Annotated in this window: 27 protein-coding genes; 4 read left to right on the forward strand and 23 right to left on the reverse strand. The window is 65.0% G+C overall.

What is annotated here, in order from left to right:
- Positions 1–7 precede the first annotated feature (7 nt).
- The 6 genes from LB535_RS16990 to LB535_RS17015 all read right to left on the reverse strand — a co-directional run bounded on the left by LB535_RS16990 (position 8) and on the right by LB535_RS17015 (position 6,787).
- On the reverse strand, positions 8–1,096 hold the full coding sequence (locus LB535_RS16990; protein WP_224633020.1) for a Gfo/Idh/MocA family protein: 1,089 nt from the start codon (positions 1,094–1,096) through the stop codon (positions 8–10).
- A 35-nt stretch (positions 1,097–1,131) separates the two neighbouring features.
- Positions 1,132–2,193: an ABC transporter ATP-binding protein gene (locus LB535_RS16995; RefSeq protein ID WP_224633021.1), complete on the reverse strand. Its 1,062-nt coding sequence runs from the start codon at positions 2,191–2,193 to the stop codon at positions 1,132–1,134.
- A 3-nt stretch (positions 2,194–2,196) separates the two neighbouring features.
- The gene (locus tag LB535_RS17000) at positions 2,197–3,282 is read right to left on the reverse strand and encodes an ABC transporter ATP-binding protein (protein WP_224633022.1); all 1,086 of its coding nucleotides are present in this window, start codon (positions 3,280–3,282) and stop codon (positions 2,197–2,199) included.
- Positions 3,279–4,235, reverse strand: coding sequence for a carbohydrate ABC transporter permease (locus tag LB535_RS17005; RefSeq protein WP_224633023.1), 957 nt, complete (start codon positions 4,233–4,235; stop codon positions 3,279–3,281). The genes LB535_RS17000 and LB535_RS17005 overlap by 4 nt, the downstream gene beginning before the upstream one ends.
- Positions 4,232–5,092 (reverse strand): carbohydrate ABC transporter permease, encoded by an 861-nt coding sequence (locus tag LB535_RS17010; RefSeq protein ID WP_224633024.1) that lies wholly within the window; start codon positions 5,090–5,092, stop codon positions 4,232–4,234. Before LB535_RS17010 ends, LB535_RS17005 begins: the two co-directional genes overlap by 4 nt.
- 81 nt (positions 5,093–5,173) lie before the next feature.
- A complete protein-coding gene (locus tag LB535_RS17015) occupies positions 5,174–6,787 on the reverse strand; it encodes an extracellular solute-binding protein (protein WP_224633025.1) in 1,614 nt (537 codons plus the stop codon).
- A 352-nt stretch (positions 6,788–7,139) separates the two neighbouring features.
- On the opposite strand from LB535_RS17015, the gene LB535_RS17020 reads away from it, so the two are divergent.
- On the forward strand, positions 7,140–8,168 hold the full coding sequence (locus tag LB535_RS17020) for a LacI family DNA-binding transcriptional regulator (protein WP_224633026.1): 1,029 nt from the start codon (positions 7,140–7,142) through the stop codon (positions 8,166–8,168).
- 18 nt (positions 8,169–8,186) lie between these two features.
- On the opposite strand, the gene LB535_RS17025 is transcribed toward LB535_RS17020, so the two are convergent.
- The 8 genes from LB535_RS17025 to LB535_RS17060 form a co-directional block, all read right to left on the reverse strand.
- The gene (locus tag LB535_RS17025) at positions 8,187–9,251 is read right to left on the reverse strand and encodes an ABC transporter ATP-binding protein (RefSeq protein ID WP_224633027.1); all 1,065 of its coding nucleotides are present in this window, start codon (positions 9,249–9,251) and stop codon (positions 8,187–8,189) included.
- Positions 9,251–10,039, reverse strand: coding sequence for an ABC transporter permease (locus LB535_RS17030; protein WP_224522909.1), 789 nt, complete (start codon positions 10,037–10,039; stop codon positions 9,251–9,253). Before LB535_RS17030 ends, LB535_RS17025 begins: the two co-directional genes overlap by 1 nt.
- Complete coding sequence (locus LB535_RS17035) at positions 10,039–10,908, reverse strand: ABC transporter permease (RefSeq protein ID WP_224633028.1); 870 nt, start codon at positions 10,906–10,908, stop codon at positions 10,039–10,041. Before LB535_RS17035 ends, LB535_RS17030 begins: the two co-directional genes overlap by 1 nt.
- A gap of 26 nt (positions 10,909–10,934) precedes the next feature.
- Entirely contained in the window at positions 10,935–11,999 is a 1,065-nt protein-coding gene (locus tag LB535_RS17040) for an ABC transporter substrate-binding protein (RefSeq protein WP_224633029.1), read from the reverse strand.
- Between the two features lie 39 nt (positions 12,000–12,038).
- Positions 12,039–13,013, reverse strand: a complete 975-nt coding sequence (locus LB535_RS17045; RefSeq protein ID WP_224633030.1) for a PfkB family carbohydrate kinase — start codon at positions 13,011–13,013, stop codon at positions 12,039–12,041.
- Complete coding sequence (locus LB535_RS17050; RefSeq protein WP_224633031.1) at positions 13,013–14,041, reverse strand: ADP-ribosylglycohydrolase family protein; 1,029 nt, start codon at positions 14,039–14,041, stop codon at positions 13,013–13,015. The genes LB535_RS17045 and LB535_RS17050 overlap by 1 nt, the downstream gene beginning before the upstream one ends.
- A 2-nt stretch (positions 14,042–14,043) precedes the next feature.
- The gene (locus LB535_RS17055; RefSeq protein ID WP_224633032.1) at positions 14,044–14,769 is read right to left on the reverse strand and encodes a GntR family transcriptional regulator; all 726 of its coding nucleotides are present in this window, start codon (positions 14,767–14,769) and stop codon (positions 14,044–14,046) included.
- Between the two features lie 143 nt (positions 14,770–14,912).
- Positions 14,913–15,683 (reverse strand): IclR family transcriptional regulator C-terminal domain-containing protein, encoded by a 771-nt coding sequence (locus LB535_RS17060; protein WP_140838925.1) that lies wholly within the window; start codon positions 15,681–15,683, stop codon positions 14,913–14,915.
- Positions 15,684–15,785: 102 nt separating this feature from the next.
- Between LB535_RS17060 and LB535_RS17065 the strand changes: the two genes are divergently transcribed.
- From LB535_RS17065 to pcaF, 3 genes are read left to right on the forward strand one after another with little or no spacing between them, the layout of a single operon-like run.
- The gene (locus tag LB535_RS17065; protein WP_224633075.1) at positions 15,786–16,643 is read left to right on the forward strand and encodes a CoA transferase subunit A; all 858 of its coding nucleotides are present in this window, start codon (positions 15,786–15,788) and stop codon (positions 16,641–16,643) included.
- Complete coding sequence (locus LB535_RS17070; protein WP_224633033.1) at positions 16,640–17,443, forward strand: CoA-transferase subunit beta; 804 nt, start codon at positions 16,640–16,642, stop codon at positions 17,441–17,443. Before LB535_RS17065 ends, LB535_RS17070 begins: the two co-directional genes overlap by 4 nt.
- Positions 17,444–18,649, forward strand: a complete 1,206-nt coding sequence (gene pcaF / locus LB535_RS17075; RefSeq protein ID WP_224633034.1) for a 3-oxoadipyl-CoA thiolase — start codon at positions 17,444–17,446, stop codon at positions 18,647–18,649.
- Between the two features lie 13 nt (positions 18,650–18,662).
- On the opposite strand, the gene pobA is transcribed toward pcaF, so the two are convergent.
- The 9 genes from pobA to LB535_RS17120 all read right to left on the reverse strand — a co-directional run bounded on the left by pobA (position 18,663) and on the right by LB535_RS17120 (position 26,178).
- Positions 18,663–19,835, reverse strand: coding sequence for a 4-hydroxybenzoate 3-monooxygenase (gene pobA / locus LB535_RS17080; protein WP_224633035.1), 1,173 nt, complete (start codon positions 19,833–19,835; stop codon positions 18,663–18,665).
- Positions 19,835–20,887 carry a 3-carboxy-cis,cis-muconate cycloisomerase gene (locus tag LB535_RS17085; protein WP_224633036.1) on the reverse strand — a complete coding sequence of 351 codons (1,053 nt, stop codon included), beginning with the start codon at positions 20,885–20,887 and terminating at the stop codon, positions 19,835–19,837. Before LB535_RS17085 ends, pobA begins: the two co-directional genes overlap by 1 nt.
- Before the next feature lie 11 nt (positions 20,888–20,898).
- Positions 20,899–21,513: a protocatechuate 3,4-dioxygenase subunit alpha gene (gene pcaG, locus LB535_RS17090; RefSeq protein WP_224633037.1), complete on the reverse strand. Its 615-nt coding sequence runs from the start codon at positions 21,511–21,513 to the stop codon at positions 20,899–20,901.
- Positions 21,513–22,265: a protocatechuate 3,4-dioxygenase subunit beta gene (gene pcaH / locus LB535_RS17095; RefSeq protein ID WP_224633038.1), complete on the reverse strand. Its 753-nt coding sequence runs from the start codon at positions 22,263–22,265 to the stop codon at positions 21,513–21,515. Before pcaH ends, pcaG begins: the two co-directional genes overlap by 1 nt.
- On the reverse strand, positions 22,258–22,656 hold the full coding sequence (pcaC, locus tag LB535_RS17100) for a 4-carboxymuconolactone decarboxylase (protein ID WP_224633039.1): 399 nt from the start codon (positions 22,654–22,656) through the stop codon (positions 22,258–22,260). Before pcaC ends, pcaH begins: the two co-directional genes overlap by 8 nt.
- Positions 22,649–23,461 (reverse strand): 3-oxoadipate enol-lactonase, encoded by an 813-nt coding sequence (gene pcaD, locus LB535_RS17105; protein WP_224633040.1) that lies wholly within the window; start codon positions 23,459–23,461, stop codon positions 22,649–22,651. The genes pcaC and pcaD overlap by 8 nt, the downstream gene beginning before the upstream one ends.
- A gap of 101 nt (positions 23,462–23,562) precedes the next feature.
- Complete coding sequence (locus LB535_RS17110) at positions 23,563–24,435, reverse strand: sugar phosphate isomerase/epimerase family protein (RefSeq protein ID WP_224633041.1); 873 nt, start codon at positions 24,433–24,435, stop codon at positions 23,563–23,565.
- Positions 24,419–25,195, reverse strand: coding sequence for an ATP-binding cassette domain-containing protein (locus tag LB535_RS17115; protein ID WP_224633042.1), 777 nt, complete (start codon positions 25,193–25,195; stop codon positions 24,419–24,421). Before LB535_RS17115 ends, LB535_RS17110 begins: the two co-directional genes overlap by 17 nt.
- Entirely contained in the window at positions 25,192–26,178 is a 987-nt protein-coding gene (locus tag LB535_RS17120; RefSeq protein ID WP_224633043.1) for an ABC transporter permease, read from the reverse strand. Before LB535_RS17120 ends, LB535_RS17115 begins: the two co-directional genes overlap by 4 nt.
- Between the last annotated feature and the right edge of the window lie 40 nt (positions 26,179–26,218).

The following is a 26,218-nucleotide window of genomic DNA, read 5'->3' on the forward strand; positions in this document are numbered from 1 at the left end:
AGTTGATTCAGTTTGTCGGGATCTCGGAAAGCTTGACCGTGCGGCCCGCCGCCATCGAGCGGTAGCCTGCCTCGACCAGCGCCATGGTCTTGACGTTGTCGGCGACGGAGAGCGCCGGCGGCGTGCCCGTCTTCACGGCATGCTGCAGCTGTTCCATCACGCCGATGAAGGCGTGCGGGAACCACATCGTCTCCCAGCTCGGGCTCACCCATTCGCCGCCGGTCGTCTCGGTCGAAGCGTAGGTCAGCGTCGAGGCCGCACCCGTCGGCCAGCCGATCGTGCCCTTGGCGACGCCCTTGGTGCCGTCGACGCGCCAGTTGATGTGCTGGTCGTCCTTATAGCCTTCTTGCCGCGGGCCGGACCAAACGTCTTCGAGCGAGACGGCAAGCACGCCCGACGGGAAGCGCAGCGTCGAGACGGTGATGCCGTCGGAATGGTCGAACTGGGTGCGCGGATCCTTGCGCGTCAGCGTCGTGATCTCGTCGGGATCGCCGAACAGGAAGCGCAGCACGTCGAGGTGGTGCACGCTCATATTGGCGAGCGTCAGCCGGTCGTAGCCCTGAAGGAAGGTCTGCCAATGCGGGATCGCATGCATGTCGATCTGGGCGAAGACGATGTCACCGAGCGCGCCGCTGTCGATGATCTGCTTCAGGACGCGCATCGACTGGTCGTAGCGCATGTTCTGGTTGACCGAGAGGATCTTGCCGGCCCTCGCCGCCTCGTCGCGCAGCTTGACGGCTTCCTCGACCGACAGCGCCAAGGGTTTTTGCGCCAGGATCGCCTTGATGTGCTTCTGCTTCAGCGCATGGCGGATCAGCGCCGGCTGCTGGTCCGGCGGAAAGGCCAGATCGATGATGTCGACGTTGGTATCCTCGATCAGCTGTTCCGGCGTCTCGTGTACAGTCGGAATGTCCCAGCGGGTGGCGACCTTCTGAGCATTCGCCTTGGTGCGCGAGGCGATTGCCACCACCGGAAAGCCCGCTTCCTTGTAGGCCGCCAGATGGCACTCGGCCATGATCATGCCGGCGCCGACGCAGCCGATCCGGTATTCCCTGGTGCGAACCTTGACGTCCGGCTCGAAGCCTTTTTCTGCCATCTCTTCCTCCCGAAATTCAGTGCTTACGGCCGCCGTCACAGCGCGCCTCCGTCCTGGCCGAAATAATGCACTTTGGCCGGCTCGCAGGATATCGCCACCATCGCATCCGGCCTGATGTCGGGCTGCCCGCGCAGCAATGCCCTGAGCCGTGCTTGCCCGGCAGCTAAAGTCACCACTGTGTAGCCGCCGAGCGGCTCGACTTCGAACACCCGCGCCGGGCGGCCTTCCGCCGTCCCGTTGCCCGTCCATGGCCGCACCTTGATGTCTTCCGGCCTCAGCCCGATCTCGATTGCCTCGGCGGGCGCTTTGACATCGGCAATGCAGATTGTCCCTTCGGCCGCCTCGATCCCGCTTGCGCCGCGCACCGACGGCAGGATGTTCATCATCGGCGAGCCGAGCATGCGCGCCACATAGGCGCTGGCCGGCCGGTCATAGATTTCCGCCGGCGCGCCGATCTGCCTGATGCGGCCGTTCTCCAGGATCGCCATGCGGTCGGCGACCGACATCGCCTCCTCCTGGTCGTGCGTGACATAGATCAGCGTCTTGCCGAGTTCGCGCTGGATGCGCTTCAGCTCGACGCGCGTCTCTTCGCGCAACCTGGCATCGAGCGCCGAGATCGGATCGTCCATCAGATAGGCCGCCGGGTCGCGCACCAAAGCGCGCGCGATCGCCACGCGCTGCCGCTCGCCGCCGGAAAGCTGCGCCGGCGGCTTGTGCAGGATGTGGCCGATATGCAGCTTCGCCGCGACGTCGGCCAGCCGCTTCTCGATCTCGGCTTCGGCGACCTTCCGCTCGACCAGCGGGAAACGCACATTGTCGCGCGCGTTCATATGCGGGAACAGCGCCAGGTTCTGAAACACCATGGCGACGTTGCGCTCGGCCGGCGAAACGTCGTTGACCGGCTTGCCGCCGATCAGGATCTCGCCTTCGTCCGGCTGCTCCAATCCAAGCACCAGACGCAGAATCGTCGACTTGCCCGACAGCGGCGGGCCGAAGAAGCAGAAGAACTCGTTGTCGTTGACAGTGAAGGAAGCGTCGTCGACGGCAAGCGTGTTGCCGTAGCGCTTCGTGACGTTGCGGAAAACGATATCGGCCATGACTCAGCCCGCCCTCACTGCAAGGCCGGTCGCGGCGGCGAAGACGCGCACCGAGGAGGCCGGCGGCGCGACGACCGCCGTCTCCCCGACCGACAGCCCGACATCGTTCTCGAACACCGCCTTCACCGCGCCCTCGCCTTCGCCGAGATGGACGATGGTGCGCGCGCCGATCCGCTCGACGAAGCTTACCGGCATGGTGAGCCCGCGCTCGGCAAGCGTCACCTGCTCGGGCCGGAAGCCATAGAGCACGTCGCCGCGCACCGCGCGAACGGCCGAAGCGAGTTCGTCCGCCAAGGGCGGCGTGACGCCGAGCGGTCCCAGATCGATGACCAGCCCGCGGTCGCTCTCTGCCGGCCTGCCCTTCAGCAGGTTCATGCCCGGCGCGCCGATGAAGCGCGCGACGAAGACATTGGCCGGATTATTGTAAACCTCAAGCGGCGTGCCGACCTGCTGCAGCACGCCATGATCCATCACCGCGATGCGGTCGGCCATGGTCATCGCTTCGAGTTGGTCATGCGTCACATAGACCATGGTCTGTTTGAACTGGCGCTGCAGCTGCTTGAGCTCGGTGCGCATCACCGCCCGAAAGGCCGCGTCGACATTGGACAGCGGCTCGTCGAGCAGGAAGATCGCCGGCTCCATGATCGCCGAGCGGCCGATCGCCACGCGCTGCAGGATGTTGACCGAAAGCCGGTCCGCCTTGCGGTCGAGCAGTGGCGAAAGCTGCAGCATCTCGGCGATGGCGCTGACGCGGCGGTCAATCTCGGCCTTGGCGGCGCCGCGCATCCTCGGTCCGTAGGCAAGGTTCTGGCGCACCGTCATATGGGTGAAGATGGCGTAGTTCTGGAAGACGAAGCCGACGCCGCGCCGCCCCATCGGCACACCCGCCATGTCGCGCTCGCCGAACAGGATCCTGCCGCTGGTCGGCTCCTCCATGCCGGCGATCATGTTCATCGTCGTCGACTTGCCGCAGCCGGACGGCCCGAGCAGCGCCATGAACTCGCCATCGGCGATTTCGAGATCCATCGTCTTCAGCGCGGTGAAGTCGCCGAATTTCTTGACCAGGTTCTGAAGGTGGATGGCGCTCATGCCGGCACCTCCCGTGTCTTCGCCATGCGCTTCATGGCGTAGACCGCGACGATCGAAAGCACGATCAGGATGGCGAGAGCGATCGCCGCCACATAGCCCCAGATCAGGTCCTGCGTGGTGACCTTGTAGATGTAGACGGAGATCGTCTCGGTGGCGACGCCGGGGCCACCGCCGGTCATGATGTAAAGCGTGTCGAAAATCTTGAAGTTCTCGATCACCCGGATCGCCAGCGCGATGATGATGATCGTCTTCATCTTCGGCAGCACGATGGTGACGAAGCGCTGCCAGGCATTGGCGCCGAGCAGCGTCGCCGCCTTCATCTGGTCTTCCGGCACGCCGACCAGGCCGGCGAGCAAGATGAGGAACATCAGCGGCGTCCACTGCCAGATGTCGGCGATCATGACGGCGATCAGCGCCAGGTTCGGGTCGGACAGCCAGGCAATGGTGACCGGCGTGCCGACGATCCGCGACAGGATGTCGTTCACCGGGCCGCCCGACTGGAACAGCATGAAGAACATGTAGCCGGCGACCGCGGGCACGACCATCATCGGCATCAAAAGGATCGAATAGAAGATGCGCTTGCCGGGAAAGTCGTCGGCAAACAGCGTCGCCAGCGCGAGCCCCAGCAGAAACTCGGCCGGCACGCAGACCAGCATGACGATCGCCGTGCGCTGCAGGGCGCTCCAGAAGCGCGTGTCGGCCGCAAGGTCGGTGTAGTTCGCAAAGCTGTTCCACATCTCCCAGGCATTCCACCAACCGATGCCGGAGAGCGGCGACCAGTCGGTGACGCTGATGTAGAGCTGCATCAGCAACGGAAAGGCCGAGATGAACAGCACCAGGATCTGCGCCGGCAAGGTCAGGCGGAAGCCCAGCCGTGCGCCTTCGTCAGGCGTGGCGGGCTTTGTCCGCGCGTCCATCTTGTCCTCCGAAATCGTCGCCGTCACCGCGCTCATTGCTTGAGCGCTCCGAAGGTCAGCCCGCGCACCAGATGGCGCTGGATGGCGATGCCCATGATCACCGGGGGCACCGCCGCGATCAGACCGAGCGCGGCCTTGGCGCCGTAGAGCTGCCCGGTCATCGAGGAGGACAGCGACGCCATATAGACAGGGATCGTCACCCATTCGCGCGTGGTGAGCAGCAGCGCGATGAGATAATCCGACCAGTTGAGGATGAAGACGAAGAGCGCCGCGCTGGCCAGCGGCGCGCGCATAATCGGCAGCGTGATGCGGGTGAAGACGCGCAGCCGCGAGCAGCCCTCGACCAGTGCGGCCTCCTCGATCTCGCGCGGCATGTCGTCGAAGAAGGTCTTCATCAGCCAGAAGGCGAAGGGCAGCGTGACGATGCCGTAGATCAGCGCCAGCCCCAACCACGTGTCGTTGAGGTTGAGGAAAGCCCACATGATCATCACCGGGATCATCACCGCCATCGGCGGAAACAGCCTGAGCTGGATCAGCGCCAGCGGCAGGTTCTGGCCCGAGCCGAAGCGCGACAGGCCATAAGCCGCGGCGGTACCCGCCGACATGGCGATCACGGTCCCGAACACCGCCGAGAGCAGCGACGACAGGATCGGCTTCAGCGCCGTATGGTCGAGCGCGACGATCAGCTCGTTGTCGGATTCGCCGAACACGAACTGGAAATTGCTGAGCGTCGGCTGCTTCGGCCACCAGGTCAGGTCGGCGCCGGTCGCCGACCATTCGCCGATCGGCTTGAAGGCCATCGACACCATCCACAGGATCGGCACCAGCGTCACCGCCATCGCCGCGAGGATCGCGGCATAGCGGAATATCTCGAAGGGAACGGAACGCTTCATCTGGCTGCTTTGCTAGTGGCGTTAAGGAAGGAGGGGAAGAGCTGACGCCCCTCCCCTCCGGCTCTGATCCAGGGAGGCGGATCAGCTGATCGGATCGAGAACCGTGGGCCAGGCCTCCTTGTTGGTCTTGATGGCTTCGAGGAGCTTGTCCTCGCCGATGCGCCGCGCGATCTTCTTCCATTCGCGTTCGGTGTCGGCCATCGCCTGCTCCGGCGTCTTGGCCTTGGTCAGCGAGGCCACGAGGTTCTCGTCAAGCGCGTTGTGGAAGGCCGTGGCGCCCGGATAGTTGATGGTCGGCACCGTGCGCGCCACCGTCTCGCGCACCACGTCCATGTGGTAGGCGTGGTAGGTCTGGCGTACGAGCGGATCGGAGAAGTCCGAGAGCCGGAACGGATCGAGATAGCCGCCGGGATTGGCGCTCATCCAGGCATAGATGCGGGCAGAACCCAGCCACTGCAGCAGAAGGTAGGCGGCCTCCGGATTCTTCGACTGCGACGAGACCATGCCGGTCAGCGAGAACCAGAGCACCGAGCGGCTGATCAGCTTGCCGTCGATCTCACGGCCCGGCGGCAGCATGGAGCCGATCTTGCCAGTGACTGCGGAATCCTTGTTGCCGGCATTGTCGAGGAATTTCGGCAGGTTGGAGAAGGCGCAGGTCATCGCTGCCCCGCCCTTGGCGAAGTTGCCATACTGCTCCGGCCAGCCCCACGAGATCGCGTCGGGCGAATGATGCGCCAGCGAGTCCACATATTCCTTGGTGGCGGCGATGCCTTGCTCGGAATTGATCAGCGGCTTGCCGTCGTCGCCGAACAGGAACTGGTTGGGCGAGGCCATCGAGACATAGCGCTGGTACCAGTTGGTATAGCCCCAGCCCTGGTTGCGCAGGTCGGTGGAGCCGAACAGGCCTTTGTCCGGCCGCTGGAAGAAGGCCGCGACGTCGCTGTGCTGCTTCCAGGTCTTCGGCGGAGCGAGGTCGTAGCCGTATTTGTCCTTGAAGGCCTTCTGCTCGGCGGCGTCGCCGAACAGATCCGTGCGGTAGACCCAGGTCTGGAAGTCGCCGTCCAGCGACACGCCATAGGTCGAGCCGCGATACTGGTTGAGCAGCGACACGCCCTTGGCGCCGTTGACGTAACCCTGCTTCGGCTCGTCCCATTCCGGCTTGTGCTTGGCGACGAAGTCGTCGAGCTTGGCGATGCCGCCGGTTTCGGCGAGATCGCCGAGCCGGTTCCATTCGGTCGAATAGATGTCGTAGGCCCCACCCTTGGTGGAGATGTCCTGCATCGTCTTGGTGAATTCCTGGCCGTTCGGCAGGCCGACGATCTCGATCTGGATGCCGGTTTCCTTTTCCCACAGATCCTTGATGGACGGCGCGCCGGCCGGAAAAGGCTTGGTCAGCTGGCCGATCGAGCCGTCCGACAGGCCGAGCACGATCTTTGCCGGCGCCTTACCCGCCGCCTTCAGGGCCTTGGCCGCCTCGACCGCACGCCCTTCCGGCGTGTCGGGCCCGTACTGGTAGCGCTCGGCGCCGTCGAAGCCGGTCGGCCCGCCGATCATGCCGGGCGCCAGCGCATCCGCCGCGAAGGCGCGGCCGGGGCGAATGAACTGCGGTGCAATACCAGTCGCGGCGACGAAGACAGCCGCCTTTCCTCCGGACGCCAACAGGCGGCGCCGCGACATGCGGATCAGTTGAGACATCGAATTCCTCCCTCGGGGCCTGTTCCTCCATGGCCCACGTGAGGGATATTGACGACAGTGCATGAAGCCTGTCAACATCATAAATGCTCAAAACACGTCATAAGATCGCAGATGAGGGAGAAAATGCCGTCCGCCGAACCCATCACATCGCACCCATTGCTTGGATTTGAGGGATTCTTGCCGCGACCTGGCCGGCTTGGCCGAACCTTCGCCGCCTTGTGTACCGCGCCGGCTTGCGCGCAAGCCAAGGGCGGTTACATCATTTCACATCAGAATCGCGGTCGCTGCTGAGGCGTTTTCCGGAACTGAGTGGAAGCTGTGTGATTTTGGTGCTTGCGATGAGGTGCTCGACGTGCGGTCAACCCTGACAGACATAGCCCGGGAAGCCGGCGTTTCTCCGGCCACGGTCGACCGCGTGCTCAACAACCGGCCGGGCGTGCGGGCGCGTACGCGCGAGATCGTCATCGAGATGGCGCAGCGCCTGGGATACATCGCCGAAACACCGAACGGCGTGCCGCAGAGAGCCGTGCCGGGCCAGACGATAAGGCTCGACTTCGCGCTGCCGGCCGGCACCAACTCCTTCATCAAGCTGCTGCACCGGCATATCGAGGCGCAGGCATTGACGCGGCCCGATCTCGACGTCCGCGTGACGACCATCGAAGGCTTCAACCCCGACCGGCTCGCCCGCTTGTTGCAGGACCTGCACGGCCAGACGCAAGGCGTCGGCGTCATCGCGCTCGACCACCCGACGGTGCGCGAGGCGATCCGCTCGCTGTCGGCCAGCGACATCAAGGTCGTGACCATCGCCTCCGACATCCTGCACGTGCCGAGGGTCGCCTATATCGGCATCGACAACCGCGCCGCGGGCCGGTTGGCCGGCTATCTCCTCAACCGCTTCATGGGCGCCGGCCGCCCGGGCAAGGTCGCGCTGTTCGCAGGCTCGCTCGCCTATCGCGGCCATGAGGAGCGCGAGATGGGTTTCCGCCATATCCTCGCCGAAGAATCGCCCAACCTCGAGATCGTCGAGATGCGTGAAATGCTCGACGATCGCGAAAAGGCCTATTCGGAAGCCTCCGCTTTGCTCGAGCGCCACCCCGACCTTGCCGCGATCTACAATGTCGGCGCCGGCAACACCGGCATTGCTCGCGCGCTGAAGGAGCGCGGACGCGCGAAGGAGATCATCTTCCTCGGCCATGAGGTGACTGACGGCACGAAGGAGCTTTTGCTCGACGGCACGCTCGACGCGGTGATCGACCAGAACCCCCGCGTCGAGGCCAGGGAGGCGCTTAACATCCTGTCGCATTCGGTCAGAGGATTGCCCTACGAACTCCACCAGCCTCGGCTGCAGGTGATTTTCCGCGAGAGCATCCCGGAAATTTGACCGCGGGGCTCGCCAATCTCAGGCCCCAATCAGCACCGTGCTGTCCGGCGACCAGCTCAGCACGACGGGCTGACCCTCTGCGAGGCGTTCGGCGCCGGTGTTCTGGACGATCACCTTCAGCGTCTGGCCGAAGCGGTCGACGAAATAGGTGCTGTTGTTGCCGGCAAAGATGCGTTTCGAGACCTGCCCCGTGAGCGTGTTGACATTGGCTGGATCGGGCTTTGCCGCGCCGGGCGAAATCCGGATGCGCTCGGGCCGAACGGCGCAGCTCGCCTTGGCGCCGGCCGGCACCGATGCGCCTGTCGAAGCCGCGATCGTCGTGCCGTCGGGCAGCCTGATCCCTGAGCCGGTCGCGTTGCCGTGAAAGATATTGGCGTCGCCGAGGAAAGTCGCGGCGAACTCGCTTTGCGGCCTGTCGTAGATCTCTTCCGGCGGTCCTTCCTGCACCAGCCTGCCGTCGCGCAATATGCCGATGCGGTCGCTCATCGTCAGCGCCTCTTCCTGGTCGTGGGTGACGAAAATGGTCGTGATGCCGATCTCGCGCTGGATGCGCTTCAGCTCGATCTGCATGTCGACGCGCAATGCCTTGTCGAGCGCGCCGAGCGGCTCGTCGAGCAAGAGCACGCGCGGTTTGGTAACGATGGCCCGCGCCAGCGCCACGCGCTGGCGCTGGCCGCCGGAGAGCTGGTGCGGCTTTCGCCCGCCGAGCTTGCCGAGCTGTACGAGATCGAGCGCGCGTTGCACTTCCGCAGCGATTGTCGCTTTCGGCTCGCCGCGCACCGACAGGCCGAAGGCGATATTGTCGGCGACGCTCATATTGGGAAACAGCGCATAGTTCTGGAACACCATGCCGATGCGCCGCTTTTCGACCGGCACGCGCTCGACGCTCTCGCCGCCGATCGCAATGCGGCCGGAATCCGGAAAATCGAAGCCGGCGATCTGACGGAGCAGCGTGGTCTTGCCGCTGCCGGATGGTCCGAGCAGCGCATAGAAGCCGCCATCGGCAAAGTCGATCGAGACATCGTCCAGCGCCTTGTGCGCGCCGAAGCTGCGCGAAACGTTCGCGACCTGGACGCCAGCCATTATTTCTCTCCGCCAAACTTGAAGAAGCGCGCCGTGAGCAGCATCAGCGCCATCGACACGACAATGATGATCGTCGAGACCGCGTTGATCTCGGGCGTGAAACCCTTGCGGATCGCGGCATAGATTTCGACCGGCAATGTCGTCTGGCCGGGCGTCGACAGGAAATACGAGACCACGAACTGGTCGAACGACACGGCGAAGGCGAACAGCCCGCCGGCGATCACCCCAGGCATGATCCACGGCAAAGTAACCCGCATGGTCACCTGCCACTGGTTGGCGCCGAGCGAGCGCGCCGCTTCCTCCAGCTCTGGCGCAAAGGTCTGCAGCCGGGCCGACACGACGACGATCACATAAGGCAGCGCCAGCGCGACATGGCCGAGCAGGATTGCCACCAGCCCGCGGCCGATGCCGACGCCGAAGAAGAAGATCAGCATTGCCGTGCCGGTGATCAGCCACGGGATGGCGATAGGCGGGAAGAGCAGCGCCTGCAGGACTTTCTTGCCGCGGAAGTCGTAACGGTAGAGCGCCAGCGAGGCCATCGAGCCCAGCACCGTCGAGATCAACGTGGTGATGACGGCGATCTCGATGCTGTTCCAGGTCGCCGCGATCAACTGGTCGTTCTGCCAGAGCGATGAATACCAGTCCGTCGTCCACTCGAACGGCAATTGGTAGAAGGGCGAAGCGTTGAAGGACATCGCCGCCATGATGATGATCGGTAGGTAGAGGAAGCCGAGCAAAAGCACGATGTAGAAGCGCCCGAGCCATTCGAGGATGCGCGTCGTCGCCATCACGCAGCCCTCCGCAGGACAGGCGCCGCCAGCGCCAGGATGATCAGCACGACCGCGAGCAGGATAAAGGAGAGTGCCGCGCCCAGCGGCCAGTTGAAGACGGCGACGAACTGGTCCTCGATGATGGTGCCGTAGAAGGTACCGGTGCGGCCGCCGAGGATGCGCGGCTCCATGAACGAGCCGACGACCGGCACGAAGATCAGCGCCGCTCCCGCGATCAGGCCGGGCATAGACAGCGGGATGATCACCCGCCACAGCACCTGCCGACGCGACGCGCCAAGCGAACGGCCCGCCTCGATCAGCGAGTCGTCGATGGCCTGCAGCGTGAGATAGCAAGTCAGCACCATATAGGGCACATAGGAGTGCACCAGGCCGATGATGACGGCCGGATAGGAATACATGAGATCAATGTTGATCCTGAACGGCAGCACCGCGTTGAGCGCCGTGTCGAGGATGCCGCCTTCGCGCAGCACCATCGCCCAGGAGAAGATGCGCACCAGCCCGTTCGACCAGAACGGCAGGATGACGAGCAGGAAGATCGCCTCGCGGCTGCGCCCTTTCAGCACCTTCGCAAGCACATAGGCCGCCGGGTAGCCGATGACGACGCACCACAGCGTCACCTCCAGCCCGAGCCGCAGCGATGAAAACAACAGCGTCGAATAGAGGCTCTGCGACAAGAAAGCTGCGTAGTTGCCGAGCGTGAACGACCATTCCTTTCCGGCCAGCGGCAGGTCGGTCATGAAGGAGAAGAACACCATGGCCGACAGCGGCAGGAAGATCGCCACCGTCAGCCACAGATAGGCCGGAAGGAGAAGCGGCAAGGCCGGCCTCAGTCCGCGGCGCGAACCGATCGCAAGCTGGTCAGCCATCTGCCTCTCCTCACCGAAAGACGTGATTACTTCACGTTGACCTTCAGCTCCTGCCACAGCGCCAGGTATTTCTCGCGCTGCGCGTCGGTGATCGGCGCCTGGAACTGAATGCGCTTTGCGACCTCGGGGCTGCCCATGACCTTGCGGTTGAAGGCGTCCTCGGGCAGCGCGTCGACAGCCTTGGTGTTGGCCGAAACCGGTGCGCCAACCTTGGTGACCCATTCGACGTAGAATTTCGGGTCGATCATATAGTTGATGAAGGCCTCGGCGCCCGCGACATTCTTCGAGCCGACCGGGATCGAAAAGGCGTCGAGCCAGGCGACGGCGCCTTCCTGCGGGATGACCAGCGAGACCGGCAGCTTGAAATGCGTCTTGGCGCGGTCAGCCGAGCCGCTCCAATAGGTGCCGATGTCGATCTGGTTGGAGGCGACCATCTGGTTCCAGTCGTTCTCCGAGCTCCAGAAGGTCTTGATCTGCGGCATCAGCGAGGTGAGCTTCGCCTTGACCGCGTCCATATCCTTGATGTCGTTGATGTCCTGCCCCGACGCGATCGCGCCGAACTGCACCGCCTCGACGGCGTCGTCGCGGATGATGACGCGGCCCTTATGCGCCGGGTTCCACATCTCGGCGATGCTCGTCGGCGGCTTGTCGAAGGATTTGTCGTTGATCGCCAGAGCCGTCAGGCCCCACACCCACGGCACGCCATAGACCTTGCCGTCATGATTGAGCATCGGCGAGCTGGCCTTGTCCTTGGCGATGTCGGCATAGTTGGAAAGCTTCGAGATGTCGATCGGCTGGATTAGCTTGCCGGCCATCGCCTGGTCGTTGAAGGCGGCGTTGATCATGACGACGTCGTAGAGGCCGGGATTGGTGCGGATCTTAGTCAGCATCTCCTGTTCGGAGTTGAAGAAGTCGTTGACCACCTTGAAGCCGGTCGCCTTCTCGAAATTGGCGACCGCCCAGGGCTCGTCGGCGCCATAGCCCTTCCAGTTGAGCACATGCACTTCCTCGGCGGCCTGTGCTCCAAGCGTAAATGCTGAGACGAAGACGGCGGTCGCCGTCAAGAAAGCGGTCAGTCTTGGCATGCGCATGTTCTTTTCCTCTCATTGTTTGCCCGATTGACGGGCTTGTTAAGTTGCAGTCGCTTCCGCCCGGCCGAGCGCGGTCGTCGCTTCGCCGCGCTCAGTCAGGAACTCCCGGATTTCCGTGTCGGTCGGCGCTGAGGACCCGCCATGGCGGGTGACCGAAAGCGCGGCGGCCGCATTGCCATAACGTGCCGCCTCGCAAGCGCCCATGCCGCGCGAAAGGCCGCTGACGAAGGCGCCGATATGCGTGTCGCCGGCCCCGTTGGTGTCGACGGCTTCCACCTTGAAGCCCGGCACCGCGCGGGTGCCGCCGTCGGCCATGCGCACCAAGCAGCCATGCGCGCCGGCGCGGATGACGACGCCTTCGGCCCTGGGGCAATGCTCGGCGAGCAATCGGATCGCGACGGTCTGGGCATCGCCGGCGCCGGCAATCTCGGCGGCCTCATTGGTGTTGCAGCTCAACCAGGTCGTACGCGCCAGAACCCTGTCCAGGATCGGCCGTGGAATGTCGGCGATCACCGGTGTCGGATCGAATACGAAAGGAATGCCGGCCGGCAGCGCTTCGATCCAACCGGCAAGCGTGTCGCGACTGCCGGGATAGCTCAGCGTGTAGCCGGAGGTGAAAACCCAATCACCCGGAACGACTTGGACCGGCTTCATCATGTCCGGCGTGAGCCGGCTCTCGGCGCCCGGCCAGGAGATGAAGGTGCGCTCCGCGTCGCCGCTGATCATCGCGACGCAATTGCCGCTGTCCATCGAAGGCGATGGCGGCGTCAGCGTTTCGATACCTTCGGCCGCGAAGGCTTCGCGCAGGAAGTCTCCGTCCGGCCCGGTGCCGAGCTGGCCGCCGAACACCACCTTCATGCCGGTGCGGCTTGCCGCCACCATCATGTTGAAGCCGCCGCCGGCGACCCGCGCGTAAGCTGACGCGGTCTTTTCCGTACCGGCCGCCGGCAGGGCGTCGATGCGGTAGACATAGTCGACCACGGCGCTGCCGACATGAACGAGGCGCCCGCTCATCAGGCAACCTCCTTGCCTGGGCCGGCCTTGGAGCCGCGTGCGGCGACCAAGTCGCCAGCCAGCCCGCGAACCTGCGCGAGGTCGATGCCATGCAGTTGGGCGATGCGATCCTGCGGCAGCTTCGACAGGCCGGTGCAGGCACCGGCCATGCCGGCGGCAATCGCACCGATCGTGTCGGTGTCGCCACCGAGATTGGCGCCGATGACGGCTGCCCGCCACGGATCGCCTTGCGCGACCTCCAGCGCGGCGAAGGCCGCCGGCACCGATTCCTGGCTGGCGACGCCGGTGCCGACCAGGTCAACGATCAGCTTGATGGCTTGCTTCTCCGCCTTGCCGCGGACAAGCTCCTGCGCCCAGACGATGCGCGCGGCGATGTCGCCGCCGGTGACCCAATGGCCGAGCGCAGCACCTAGCCTTGCGGCGGCGACCGCATGGCCGAAAGCGGTGCGCCAGTCGCCGCCCGAGACACCGAGACTGACAGCGGCGGCGACCGCCGCAGCCGATGCGATGGCGATCGAGGTGTTGTGCGTGGCCCGGCAGGTTTCCGCCACCTTGGAGACCAGAGCGTCGAGCGGCTCCACCGGCATCATGATGCCGACCGGCGCGATGCGCATCGCAGCGCCATTGGTGTCGCCGCCGCGGCCGGCCTCCTCCGCCGGCACGCCGCGGTTGATGGCATCGATGGCGCGCTTGGTCGACGGCCCAAGCAGGTCGTAGCTGCCGCGCGCCTTGACCTCGCGCTCCCAGTCGAGCAGCGCGTTGACCCAACGCGCATGATCGAAACGCTCGCCGGATTCGACGAGGATGCGGCCAAGCAGCAGCGCCTGTTCGGTGTCGTCGGTGATCGCGCCGGCCGGCAGCCCTTTCGACACCGGGTGATCGGCGGCAGGCGCGACGAACTCCTCGACATGGCCGTAAAGCTCGGCGATGCGGGCCGTCGACAGAAGCTGCGTCGGCATGCCCAGCGCATCGCCCAGCGCCCCGCCGATCAGCGCGCCCATAGCCCGGTCCATCGCGTCGGCCGCCATGCTCAGAACTCCAGGTGCAGCGCGAAATGCGCCGGGTTGAGCAGGCTGGTGACGAATTCGATGGCGCGCCCGTCGGCGGCGCGTGTCAGGCGGCGTGTGCGCAGGAACGGCGTGCCGGGCGCGCAGGCGAGGATGGCTGCGTCGGAAGCGCTCAGCATCTCGATGTCGACCCATTCCTCGCCGTGATCGGGAACAAGCCCTACCCCGCGCAGCGTCTGGTGCAGCGAGCCTTCGCGCAAGCCGCGCAGCGGTATGTCTTCCAACTCCGGCGACAGCGGCAGCCGGCTGCGCTCGATCGAGATGGCATGGCCGTCGTCGGCGTTGGTGCGGGCACGATCGACGGCGATGAAGGACGAGCTCTCGACGCCGAGCCTGGCCGCCAGTTCGGCGTCCTCGATGATCTCGAGCCGCAATGTGCGTGTCTCGGCATTGGCGCCCGCATTGGCAAGCGCGCGCGACCAGCCGATCGCGTCGTCGACCGGCATGCCGTCGAAGGTGACGAATGAGCCGATGCCGACCTTGGTGGTGATCAGCCCGCGGCTCGACAGTTCCTCGAGCCCCTTGCGGACCGTGTTGCGGCTGACGGAAAAGCGCTGGACGAGCTCGTTTTCGCTCTGCAGGCGGTCGCCGAAGCCGAGCAGGCCGGAGCGTATCTCATGCTCCAGAACCGTCGCGATCTGCTCGGGCTTGCCCGTGCCGGGAGTGATCTGCGTCGCGCGACGGGCCATATCGATACCTGTTCAGTGAACCTGTATAATCCTGTTCAATATCGGATTTGAATTCCCCCGTCAACGAACCTTCATCACCATTCAAGAACGGAAGGAGGACCGGGCGCAGAATGAACGTGCGGCGGCAACCGGAGACGCGCCGCTCAAGCGAAGAAGAACTCCTCCACGCGCTGCTTGGCCTGGCGCAGCACCGGCAGGATGTCGCGCTCCATCGCCTCGACCGAGAAACGCGCCGACTGCGTCGAGACGTTGATGGCGGCGACGGTGCGGCCGGCGCGATCGACGATCGGCACCGCGATCGAGCGCAGGCCGAGTTCCAGTTCCTCGTCGACGATGGCGAAGCCCTCCGCCCTCGCCTTGTCGATGGCCTTGCCGAGCGCGTTGCGGCCGGTGATCGTCTTCGGCGTCCGCCGCTCGATGGTCGCTTGCGCCAGGAAGGTCTTCAAGTCGTCCGCCTCCAGACCGGAAAGCAGCACCCGCCCCATCGAGGTGCAATAGGCCGGCAGCCGCGTGCCTACATCGAGCGCGACGCTTAAGATCCGCCGTCCGGGGATGCGCGCAACATAGACGACGTCCTCACCCGATAGCACCGCCGCGTTGCAGGCCTCGTCGAATTTGCCCGCCACCTCGCGCATGATCGGCGCCGCGAACGTCCAAAGCGATGCGCCGCCGAGCCAGGTCCGCGCGACGGTCAAAAGGCGCGGCGACAGCGAGAACAGCCGGCCGGACTGCGTCGCATAGCCCGTGGCGACCAATGTCAGCAGAAAGCGGCGGGCGCCCGCGCGGGTGAGGTCGGCCTCTTCGGCCATCTCGGTCAGCGTCATGCCGGCCGGATGGCGCGCAAGGATTTCCATCACTGCCAGGCCGCGTTCCAGCGAGCCGACGTGGTCGCGCGAAATTACTTCCTCTCCCACGAGCGCCTCCATGCCGGCGTTGACTCAATGCAGAGCTCGGAGTTAGAAACATCTCATACAAAACAGATGTTCGCAATGCGAACTTTTTCGTGGGGTCTGGAGATGGTCAAGTTCCTGCCGCTGAAAGAGGCGGTCGCGGAAAACCTGCATGACGGCGATACGGTCGCCTTCGAGGGCTTCACTCATCTGATCCCGACCGCCGCCGCGCATGAGGCGATCCGCCAGGGCTTTCGCGACCTGACGCTTATCCGCATGACGCCCGACCTGATCTATGACCAGATGATCGGCATGGGCATGGCGAGGAAAATCGTCTTCTCCTATGTCGGCAATCCTGGCGTCGGCCTGCTCAGACGCGCCCGCGACGCCATCGAGAACGGCTTTCCCCGCGCCATCGAGATCGAGGAGCACAGCCACGCCGGCATGGCCAATGCCTATGAGGCGGGCGCCGCCGGCCTGCCCTGTGCGGTGTTCCGCGGCTATCTCGGCGCCGGTCTCGCCGCGGTCAATCCGAACATCAAATCCGTCACCTGCCCTTTCACGGGCGAGGTGTTGGCGGCCGTTCCGGCGATAAGGCCGGACGTCACCTTCATCCACGCGCAGAAGGCGGACCGCAAAGGCAACGTGCTGGTCGAGGGCATTATCGGCATCCAGAAGGAGGCTGTTCTTGCCGCAAAGCGCGCAGTGGTGACGGTCGAGGAAATGGTCGACAGCTTCGACGAACTCCACCCCAATCTTACCGTGCTGCCCAGCTGGACGATCGCGGCGATTTCGGTCGTGCCCGGTGGCTCGCATCCCTCCTACACGCATGGCTATTACGAGCGCGACAACGCCGCCTATCTCGAATGGGACGAGATCGCCGCCGACCGCGGCCGCTTCCAGGCGTGGATGCAGCAGAACGTCATCGAGAGCAGCCCGGATGACTTTGCCGGCCGCATCGAACATCTGAGGAAAGCCGCATGAGCGACGCGAAGGATATTGGTTTCACCCCGAACGAGATGATGACGATCGCCGCCAGCCGCGCCTTGAAGAGCGACGATGTCTGCTTCGTCGGCATCGGCGCGCCGTCGGCCGCCTGCAACGTCGCACGGCTGACGCATGCGCCGGATATCACCTTGATCTATGAGAGCGGCACCATCGGCACGGCGCCCGACGTGCTGCCGCTGTCGATCGGCGACGGCGAATTGTGCGAGACGGCGGTCACCACCGTCGCGGTGCCGGAGATGTTCCGCTATTGGCTGCAGGGCGGCCGCATCTCGATCGGCTTTCTGGGCGCCGCCCAGCTCGACAAATTCGGCAATATCAACACCACCGTCATCGGCGACTATGCGCATCCCAAGACCCGCCTGCCCGGCGGCGGCGGCGCGCCGGAGATCGCCACTTCGTCAAAGCAGGTCTACATCACCATGGCGCAGTCGAAGCGCGGCATGGTCGAAAAGGTCGACTTCTTCACCTCCTTCGGCCATGGCGATGGCGGCGATCATCGCAAGCGGCTCGGCATCGATACCGCCGGGCCAATGCTTTTGATCACGGACCTCGCCATCTGGACGCCGGACCCTGTGACCAAGGAATTCACAGTGGTGTCGCTGCATCCCGGCGTCTCGCGCGAGCAGGTACAGGAGACCTGTGGCTGGACAGTCAAGTTCGCGGAGGCTCTTGACGAGACGCCGGCGCCGACGGAACTCGAGCTGAACACATTGCGCGACCTGCATGTCCGCACCAAGGCGGCGCATCAGGGGATCGCCGAGGGGAAAGCTGCCTAGATGACTGAAGCCTTCATTTGCGACTACATCCGCACGCCCATCGGCCGCTTCGGCGGCTCGTTGTCCTCCGTCCGCGCCGACGACCTCGGCGCCATCCCGTTGAGGGCCTTGGTCGAGCGCAATCAGGGCGTCGACTGGGCGGCCGTCGATGATGTCGTCTATGGCTGCGCCAACCAGGCCGGCGAGGACAATCGCAATGTAGCGCGCATGGCGCTGCTGCTTGCCGGCCTGCCGCAGGACATCCCCGGTTCGACAGTCAACCGCCTGTGCGGCTCGGGCATGGATGCCGTCACCATCGCCGCACGCGCCATCAAATCGGGCGAGGCCGAGCTGATAATTGCCGGCGGCGTCGAATCGATGAGCCGCGCGCCTTTCGTCATGCCGAAGGCCGACGCCGCCTTTTCGCGCAACGCCGAGATCTACGACACCACCATCGGCTGGCGCTTCGTCAACCCGCTGATGAAGAAGCAATATGGCGTCGAGTCCATGCCGGAGACCGGGGAGAACGTCGCCGAGGATTTTTCCGTTTCCCGCGCGGACCAGGACGCCTTCGCGGTGCGCAGCCAGGACAAGGCCGTTGCCGCTCAAGGCAGCGGCCGGCTGGCGAAAGAGATCACGTCCGTGACGATCCCGCAGAAGAAAGGCGATCCGGTCGTCGTCTCGAAGGACGAGCATCCACGCGCCGGCACCACCGTCGAGACCCTGGCCAAACTGCCGGCGCCATTCCGCCAGGGCGGCAGCGTCACCGCCGGCAACGCTTCCGGCGTCAATGACGGTGCGGCGGCCCTCATCATCGCGTCGGAAGCGGCGGCGAAGAAGTATGGCCTGACGCCGATCGCCCGCATCCTCGGCGGCGCCGTCGCCGGTGTGGCGCCGCGCATCATGGGCATCGGACCGGCGCCGGCCACCAAGAAGCTTTGCGCCCGCCTCGGCCTGACGCCCGAGCAATTCGATGTCGTCGAATTGAACGAAGCTTTCGCCTCGCAAGGCATTGCCGTGCTGCGTCAGCTTGGCATCGCCGATGATGCCGCGCACGTCAATCCGAACGGCGGCGCGATCGCGCTCGGTCACCCGCTCGGCATGTCGGGCGCGCGCATCACCGGCACGGCGGCGCTCGAGCTTCGCGAGCGCGGCGGCAAGCTGGCTTTGGCCACCATGTGCATCGGCGTCGGCCAGGGCATCGCCATCGCGCTGGAGCGGGTTTGACCAGTCGGGCAGATCAATAGGGCAAGCCGACGTAGTTTTCGGCGAGCGCGGTCGATGCGGCTCTCGAATGCACGAGGTAATCGAGTTCGGCCTCCTGGATGCGCTGGTCGAACGCGCCCGTCTCCGGAAAACGGTGCAGCATCGTCGTCATCCACCAGGAAAAGCGCACCGCCTTCCACACGCGCGCCAGCGCCTTGGCCGAATAGGCGTCGAGCCCGGCGTCTGACTTTTCGCGGTAGAATTCACGAAGCCCGGCAAACAGATAGCGCACGTCGCTGGCCGCGAGGTTGAGGCCCTTGGCGCCGGTCGGCGGCACGATATGGGCGGCGTCACCGACCAGGAACAACCTTCCGAAGCGCATCGGCTCGGCGACGAAGGAGCGCAGCGGCGCGATCGACTTCTCGAAGGACGGCCCGGTCGTCACGGCAGCTGCTATCTGCACCGGCAGGCGGCGGCGCAACTCGTCCCAGAAGCGGTCGTCCGACCAGGCCTCGACGCGCTCCTCGGCTGGAACCTGCACATAGTAGCGGCTGCGCTGCGGTGAGCGCATCGAGCAGAGCGCGAAGCCGCGCTCGTGATTGGCATAGACCAGCTCATGGTCGGCTGGCGGCACCTCGGCCAGCACGCCCAGCCAGCCGAACGGATAGTGTCGCTCGAACGTCTTCAAGGCGTTTTCCGGCACTGACCTGCGGCTGACGCCGTGATAGCCGTCGCAGCCGGCGATGAAGTCGCAATCGATGCGGTGCGTGACGCCGTCCTTCTCGTAGGTGACGAAGGGCGGCGCGCCGCCGAAATCGTGCGGCGCGACATTCGACGTTTCGAAGACGGTCGGAAGGCCCGCCGCTTCGCGCTTCTGCATCAGATCGAGCGTCACCTCGGTCTGGCCATAGATGGTTACATGCTTGCCGCCGGTGAGCGCGGTCATGTCGATGCGGTGCGCGCGGCCGTCGAAGGCGAGCGAAATGCCTTCATGCGGCAGGCCCTGTTCATAGAGCCTCTCCGCCGCGCCCGCTTCGCCGAGCAGGTCCACCGTGCCCTGTTCGAGCACGCCCGCGCGCACCCGGCCAAGCACATGCTCGCGGCTCGACCGCTCGAGGATGATCGTCTCGACGCCAATCGTGGCAAGCAATTGGCCGAGCAGCAGCCCGGACGGCCCCGAGCCAATGATGGCGACTTGCGTGCGCATCAATGACCGAGGCTCTCGATCTGTCCGGCCAACTCGGCTGCAAGCCTGAGCGCGGCCGCCGTCGCCACGACCATTTGCGGCAGGATGAGCCATTCCAGCGTCCAGGCCGAACCCGAGCGCTCCTGCTCATGCACCAGCGCCTGGTGCATGCCGGAAAGCTGGACGGCATTGAAGCGGGCGAGCGCCACCAGGGCTTCCGCCTTCACGGGATTCTGCTTGTGCGGCATGGTAGATGAACCGCCGCCGCCGGACAGCTTGATATCGGTGCCTGCCTGCGCCATCAGCGCAACGTCCTTCCCGAACTTGCCGAGGCTGCCGGTCACCAGCGACAGCCAGCCGGCGAACTCGGCGAGCGCGTCGCGCTGATTGTGCCATTGCGGCGCGTCGGCGAGGCCAAGCTTTGCGGCAAGCGCGGCGCGCACTGCGGCGGCCTTGTCGCCGAGCTTTTCCAGCGTGCCGGCGGCGCCGCCGAACTGCACGACAAGCAGTCGACCGGAGAGCTCCTTCAACCGTTCCTGGTGACGCTGGAGCGGCGCTCGCCAGGCAGCGATCCGGTCCGTCACGACGATCGGTATCGCCGGCTGCATGCGCGTCACCGCCATCATCGCCCTGCCCTTGAAATCCTGTTCGAGTCCGGCGAGCCGCACGACGTTCTCGCTGAGCAGCAGGCCGACATGCTCGACCGCCCCGCTCAGGCGCAGCACCAGCGATGTATCGATCACATCCTGGCTGGTGGCGCCGAAATGAACGAATGCATCGTGCGGCACGCCAACAGCAGCCTTGATCTGTCGCATCAGTTCCGGCACCACGACGCCGTCGGCGGCGACGCCGGCGCGCAGCTTCGCCGTATCCGGCCGGAACGTCGCCAGCGCCTTCGAGATCGCCGTCGCCGCATCGCGGGAAATCGCGCCGCACTCGGCCTCCGCCTCGGCCAGCGCCCGCTCGAAGCTGAGCATCGCGGCGATGTCGGCTTCGACGGAAAAATGTCTGGCTGCCTCTTCGTCGCCGAGCAGGCCGGAAAGCAGCGGGTGATCAAAGGGCGAAACGGTCATGGCGGCCACGGTCAGCTGTCGAAGAAGACCGTCTCCTTTTCGCCCTGCAGGTGGATGTCGAAGACGTAAGTATCGCCCCGGCGCTCGGCGATCAGCGTCGGCACACGCAGGCGATGCTCGATGCGGGCGAGGATCGGGTCCTCGGCATTGGCCTTTTCCTCGTCCGAAAAATAGAGCCTGGTGTGCAGGCCCACATTGATGCCGCGCGCCGCGATCCAAAGCGAGATGTGGGGCGCCATCAGCCGGCCGTCGCGCAACGGCACGCGGCCCGGCTTGATCGTCTGGAACAGACAGACGCCCGTTTCCGTGTCGGTCGGCTGCCGGCCCCATCCCAGGAAATTCGGGTCGGCGGCGCCGCGCATCTCCGCCGGCGAATTGTAAAGTCCGTTGGCGTCCGCTTGCCAGATCTCGACCAGCGCCTCCCTCAGCGGCGTGCCGGTGCCGTCGAGCACGCGAATGCGCAACTCGATGCGCTCGCCCTTGGTCTGGTCGTTGATCATCGACGAGCCGAGGTCGCTCGCATAGACGCCGCCGATGCCGCAGAAATTGGGCGTGAGCCCGATATGCACATAGGGCCCGGCGGTCTGCGAAGGGCTCTCCTTCAACCGATCAAGCGATTGTGCCATCAGTTGCCCTCCGGTCTGTTCTCGAACAATGTCGAGCGTCGCCCGCGCAGCACGATGTCGAACTTGTAGGCGAGCGCATCCATCGCGATCGTCGACTGCATGTCGAGCGCGGCGATCAGCGCCTCGATAGCTTCCCTGTTGGAAATACCGCCGACGATCGGGCAGCGCCAGATCAACGGATCGCCCTCGAAATACATCTGCGTGATCAGCCGCTGCGCGAAACTGTGGCCGAACACGGAAAAATGGATATGCGCCGGCCGCCAGTCGTTCGGTCCGTTGGGCCAAGGATACGGTCCGGGCCTGATGGTGCGCAAGGCGTAGCTGCCGTCCTCGCCGGTAATCGCGCGTCCGCAGCCGCCGAAATTCGGATCGAGCGGCGCGAGATAGGCGTCCTTCTTGTGACGGTAGCGGCCGCCGGCATTGGCCTGCCAGAATTCGAGCAGCACGCCAGGCACGCCCTTGCCCCGCTCGTCGAGCACGCGTCCATGGACGATGATGCGCTCGCCGATGGCGCTCTCGCCGGGTCTGGCGAAATTGTGGATCAGGTCGTTATCGAGCTCGCCGAGCATCGCATGCCCGAACACCCGGCCGGTCGATTCCGACAGCGTGTTGTCGAACGACACCAATGCCTTCTGCGGCGAGCGCAGCACCGAGCTTTTGTAGTTCGGTGTCAACGCCGGCGGATGCCATTGGCGGTCGCGCTGGAAGAAGGCGCCGGTTTCCGGCGCCTGGTTGGAGCCGGTCTCAGCCATGAGCGGCGCCGTCCATCTGCGCAAACACCTCCTTGGCGATCTTGAAGGCGCGGTTGGCGGCCGGAACCCCGGCATAGATCGCGACATGCAGGAAGGCTTCGCAGATGTCGTCGCGCGAGGCGCCGGTATTGGCGGTGGCCCGCACATGCATGGCGACCTCCTCGTCATGGCCAAGTGCTGCAAGCAGCGCCAGCGTCACGATCGAGCGTTCGCGCTTCGACCAGCCGGGTCGCGCCCACACCGTTCCCCAGGCAGCCTCGGTGATCAATTGCTGGAACGGCCGGTCGAAATCGGTCGCGGCATCCTCGGCGCGGTCGACATGCGGATCGCCGAGCACGGTGCGACGGACCTCGAGCCCGGTCCGGTAGCGGTTCTTCGTGACATCATCCATGAGCAGACCTTCCCCCAGGCAACGAGGCGACGAAATCGCGGATCAAGGTGACGAGCGCTTCGGGCTGCTCGATGCACGGGATGTGCGCGGCATCGCGGATGAGTTCGAAGCGGGCGCCGGGGATCAGATCTGCCAGTGAGCGAACAAGGTCGGGTGGCGTCGAGCCGTCCTGATCGCCGACGATGCAGAGCGTCGGCGCAGTGATACGCCGCGCCGCGTCGGTAAGATCGGCATCGCGCACTGCCGCGCATGTCCCGATATAACCAGGCAGCGCCTGCCTGGTCAGCATGTTGCGGCAGCCGGCCAGCTCGGCGGCGCGCGCTGCATGGAAATTCGGCGTGAACCACACTTCCAGCACGCCGTCGGCGATCGCCTCTATGCCGTCGCGCTCGACGGTCGCGATGCGCGTGTTCCAGCTCTCGGCGGTGCCGATCTTGTGCGCCGTGTCGCTGAGGATCAGGGCCTCGACGCACTTTGGATGGCGGGTATAGAGCCGCTGCGCAATCATGCCGCCGACGGACAGGCCGAAGAGCACCACCTTGTCGAAACCGAAATGATCGATGAGACCCAGGAGGTCGTCGACATGGTCGTCTATCGAATGCACCCCATTGCCTATGTCTGACAGCCCGTGACCGCGCTTGTCGTAGACGAGCATCGGCATTTCGCCTTCAAGACGCGCGACGACATCGTCCCAGATCCGGAAGTCGGTGCCGAGCGAATTGATGAAGATGATCGGACGCGACGTGCCCGTCGCCTCGATGTAGCGGTGATGCAGCGTGACGCCGCCTATGCTGACGAATGGCACGATTTCGATCCTCCAAAGCCACATTGCACCAGCTATTTGGTTCGGTAAATCGAAACCGTCCAGGGTTGCTTCGGCGGGCTCCCTGTGCCGGAGCTTGCTGTCTATCCGAGCGTCAGCCCGGCCTTCCTCGCCTCCTCGCGCAAGAACGGCAGTCCGACCTCGATGACGTCGCGCGGATTCTCGGCCACCGGCCGCCACACGGCGAGCCCGCCGGCGATGTCGACATCGACATGGTTCATGCTTTCGAGCGTGATCGCGCCCTGATAGCCGATGTCGGCGATGGCCTTCATGCAGGCCGCCCAGTTCAGCATGCCACGCCCCGGCACGCCGCGGTTGGCTTCCGACACATGCACATAGCCGAGATAGGGCGCCGCCGCCTCAAAACCGGAAGCAAAGCTCTCTTCCTCGATATGCATGTGGTAGGTGTCGAGATGAATGAAGATGTTGGGCGCGCCGATGCGCTCGATGATCTTTGCCGCGTCGATGCCGCGGTTGATCAGGTGTGTCTCATAGCGGTTGCAGGGCTCGATGCCGAGCTTCAGGCCGCGCGACTTCGCCGCCTTCGCCGCGCGTTCGAGGAAACGGCACATACCGTCGATTTCCCTTTGCGTCGGCGCGCGGCCGGTGGTCTTGCCGATCGTGCCGTAGGTGACGCCGCCGAGCGCTTCCGCGCCGACCTCATTGCAGACCCGGAAAGCCGGTTCGAGGAAATCCAGCGCCTCGTCCGGCCGTTCGACCACATCGAGCGCGCGCGGCAGGCCGAGCGAGGGGACCAGTTCAACACGATAGTGATTGGCAAAGCTGCGCGTCCGCTTGGTGTCGATCTCCTCAGGCCGAAGCAAAGGGATCTCCATCAGCCCGATGCCGCATTCCTTGAGCCTGTCCATCTGCGGCTCGATGCGGGCGAGGTCCCAGACCGGTGCGATGGCGAAAGTGTGTAGTCCGAAGGTGTTCATGTCAGCCTCGTTGCTCATGCGCCGCCGCTGCGGCCGTATCGCCGCCGCCGACGATGCGGCTGACGACTTCGTTCATGTTGGTCCTGGCGGTGACGAGATCGGCGTCCGCCCTGCCGTGGCGCAGCACGACAATGCGGTCGGTGACCGACAGCACGTCGTTCAGGCGGTGCGAGATCAGGATGACGGCGATGCCTTCGGACTTCAGCCGCCGGATGAGATCGAGCACGCTCTGCACCTCGCGCACGGCAAGCGCCGCAGTCGGTTCATCCATGATGACGAGCTTCGGATTGAAGGTGAGCGCGCGCGCGATCGCCACCGTCTGCTGCTGGCCGCCGGAGAACGAACCGACCGACCGGTTTATCGACGGCAGATGCGCGCCCAACCGCTCGATCATTTTCGACGCTTGGCGATCCATCTCGCTTTTGTCGACGAAGCCGGGGAACAGGCCGAACAGCCTTTTCGTCGGTTCGCGACCGAGGAAGATGTTCGACGCCACGTCCTGTTGCTTGGCTAGAGAAAGATCCTGGTAGATCATTTCGATGCCGAGGCGCCGCCGCTGACCGGGGTCCAGCGCCAGGATATCCTTGCCGTCGAACTCGATCGAGCCGGTGTCGGCACGGTAGATGCCGGTGATGGTCTTCATCAGCGTCGACTTGCCGGCGCCATTGTCGCCGACCAGTCCGACCACCTCGCCGGCCGCGACCGAAAGGTCGACGCCATGCAAAACATCGACCGCGCCGAAGCTTTTGCGGATGCCGCGCAGCGAAAGCAGGGTCATACGCGCGACTCCTTCCGCACCTGGTATTGGTCGATGAAGACCGCGAGGATCAGCACCGCGCCGATCGCCATCTGCTGGTAATAGGATTGCACGGCAAGCAGCGTCAGCCCGTTCTGCAAGACGCCCATGATCAGCGCGCCGATCATGGTGCCGAGGATCGAGGCGCGGCCGCCGAACAGATTGGTGCCGCCGATGATCGCCGCCGTGATGGCGGTGAGCTCGTAGTTGATGCCGGCGGTCGGGTCGCCGGCGTTGACGCGGGCGGTGAAGAGCAAGCCGGCGAGCCCCGCCAGCGCCCCCGACAGCGTGTAGATGATGCGGCGGTGATGCTCGACGCGGATGCCCGCGGCTCGCGCAGCACCTTCGCTATCTCCCAGCGCCAGCGTGTGGCGGCCGAAACGCGTATAGGCAAGCACTGCATGCGCGACGATGGCAGTCAGCACCAGGATGATCACCGGCATCGGAACGCCGAACGGCCGCCCCTGCCCGACATAGACGATCTCGGGCGGCAGGCCGTAGATCGCCCTGCCCTTCGAGATGACCAGCGCCAGACCGCGCGCCAGGCCTAGCATGCCGAGCGTTACGATGAAGGCCGGCACGAAGGCGCGGGTGACCAGCTGGCCGTTGATGTAGCCGGCGATCCCGCCGGCCAAGATGCAGGCGATCACTGCGAAGACCGACGGCCAGCCGAGATTGACGGCGACGAAGGCGCCTGCGACGCCCGCAAGCCCCATGACCGAGCCGAGCGACAGATCGAGCCCGCCCGAACCGATGACGAAAGTGGCGGCGATGGCCAGCACGCCGATCGTCGAGGTCGCGAGCAGGATGTTGAGGAAATTGCTGAGCGACAGGAAATAGGGCGACAGGAGCGCCATTGCCGTGCTCAGCGCCAGAAGCACCACCAGCGACTCCAGCCGGATGTGGAGCCTTTCGACGGATGCTCGCTGCACCCGAGCCCAGAAGCCGGGCTGTTCAGAAGCCATTTTTTCTACCCTTCGGGTAAGGGAGTAGGGGAGTAGGTTA

Origin of the sequence: Mesorhizobium sp. CA10, assembly GCF_020165285.1 — a bacterium.
In the GTDB taxonomy this organism is placed as follows: Bacteria; Pseudomonadota; Alphaproteobacteria; order Rhizobiales; family Rhizobiaceae; genus Mesorhizobium.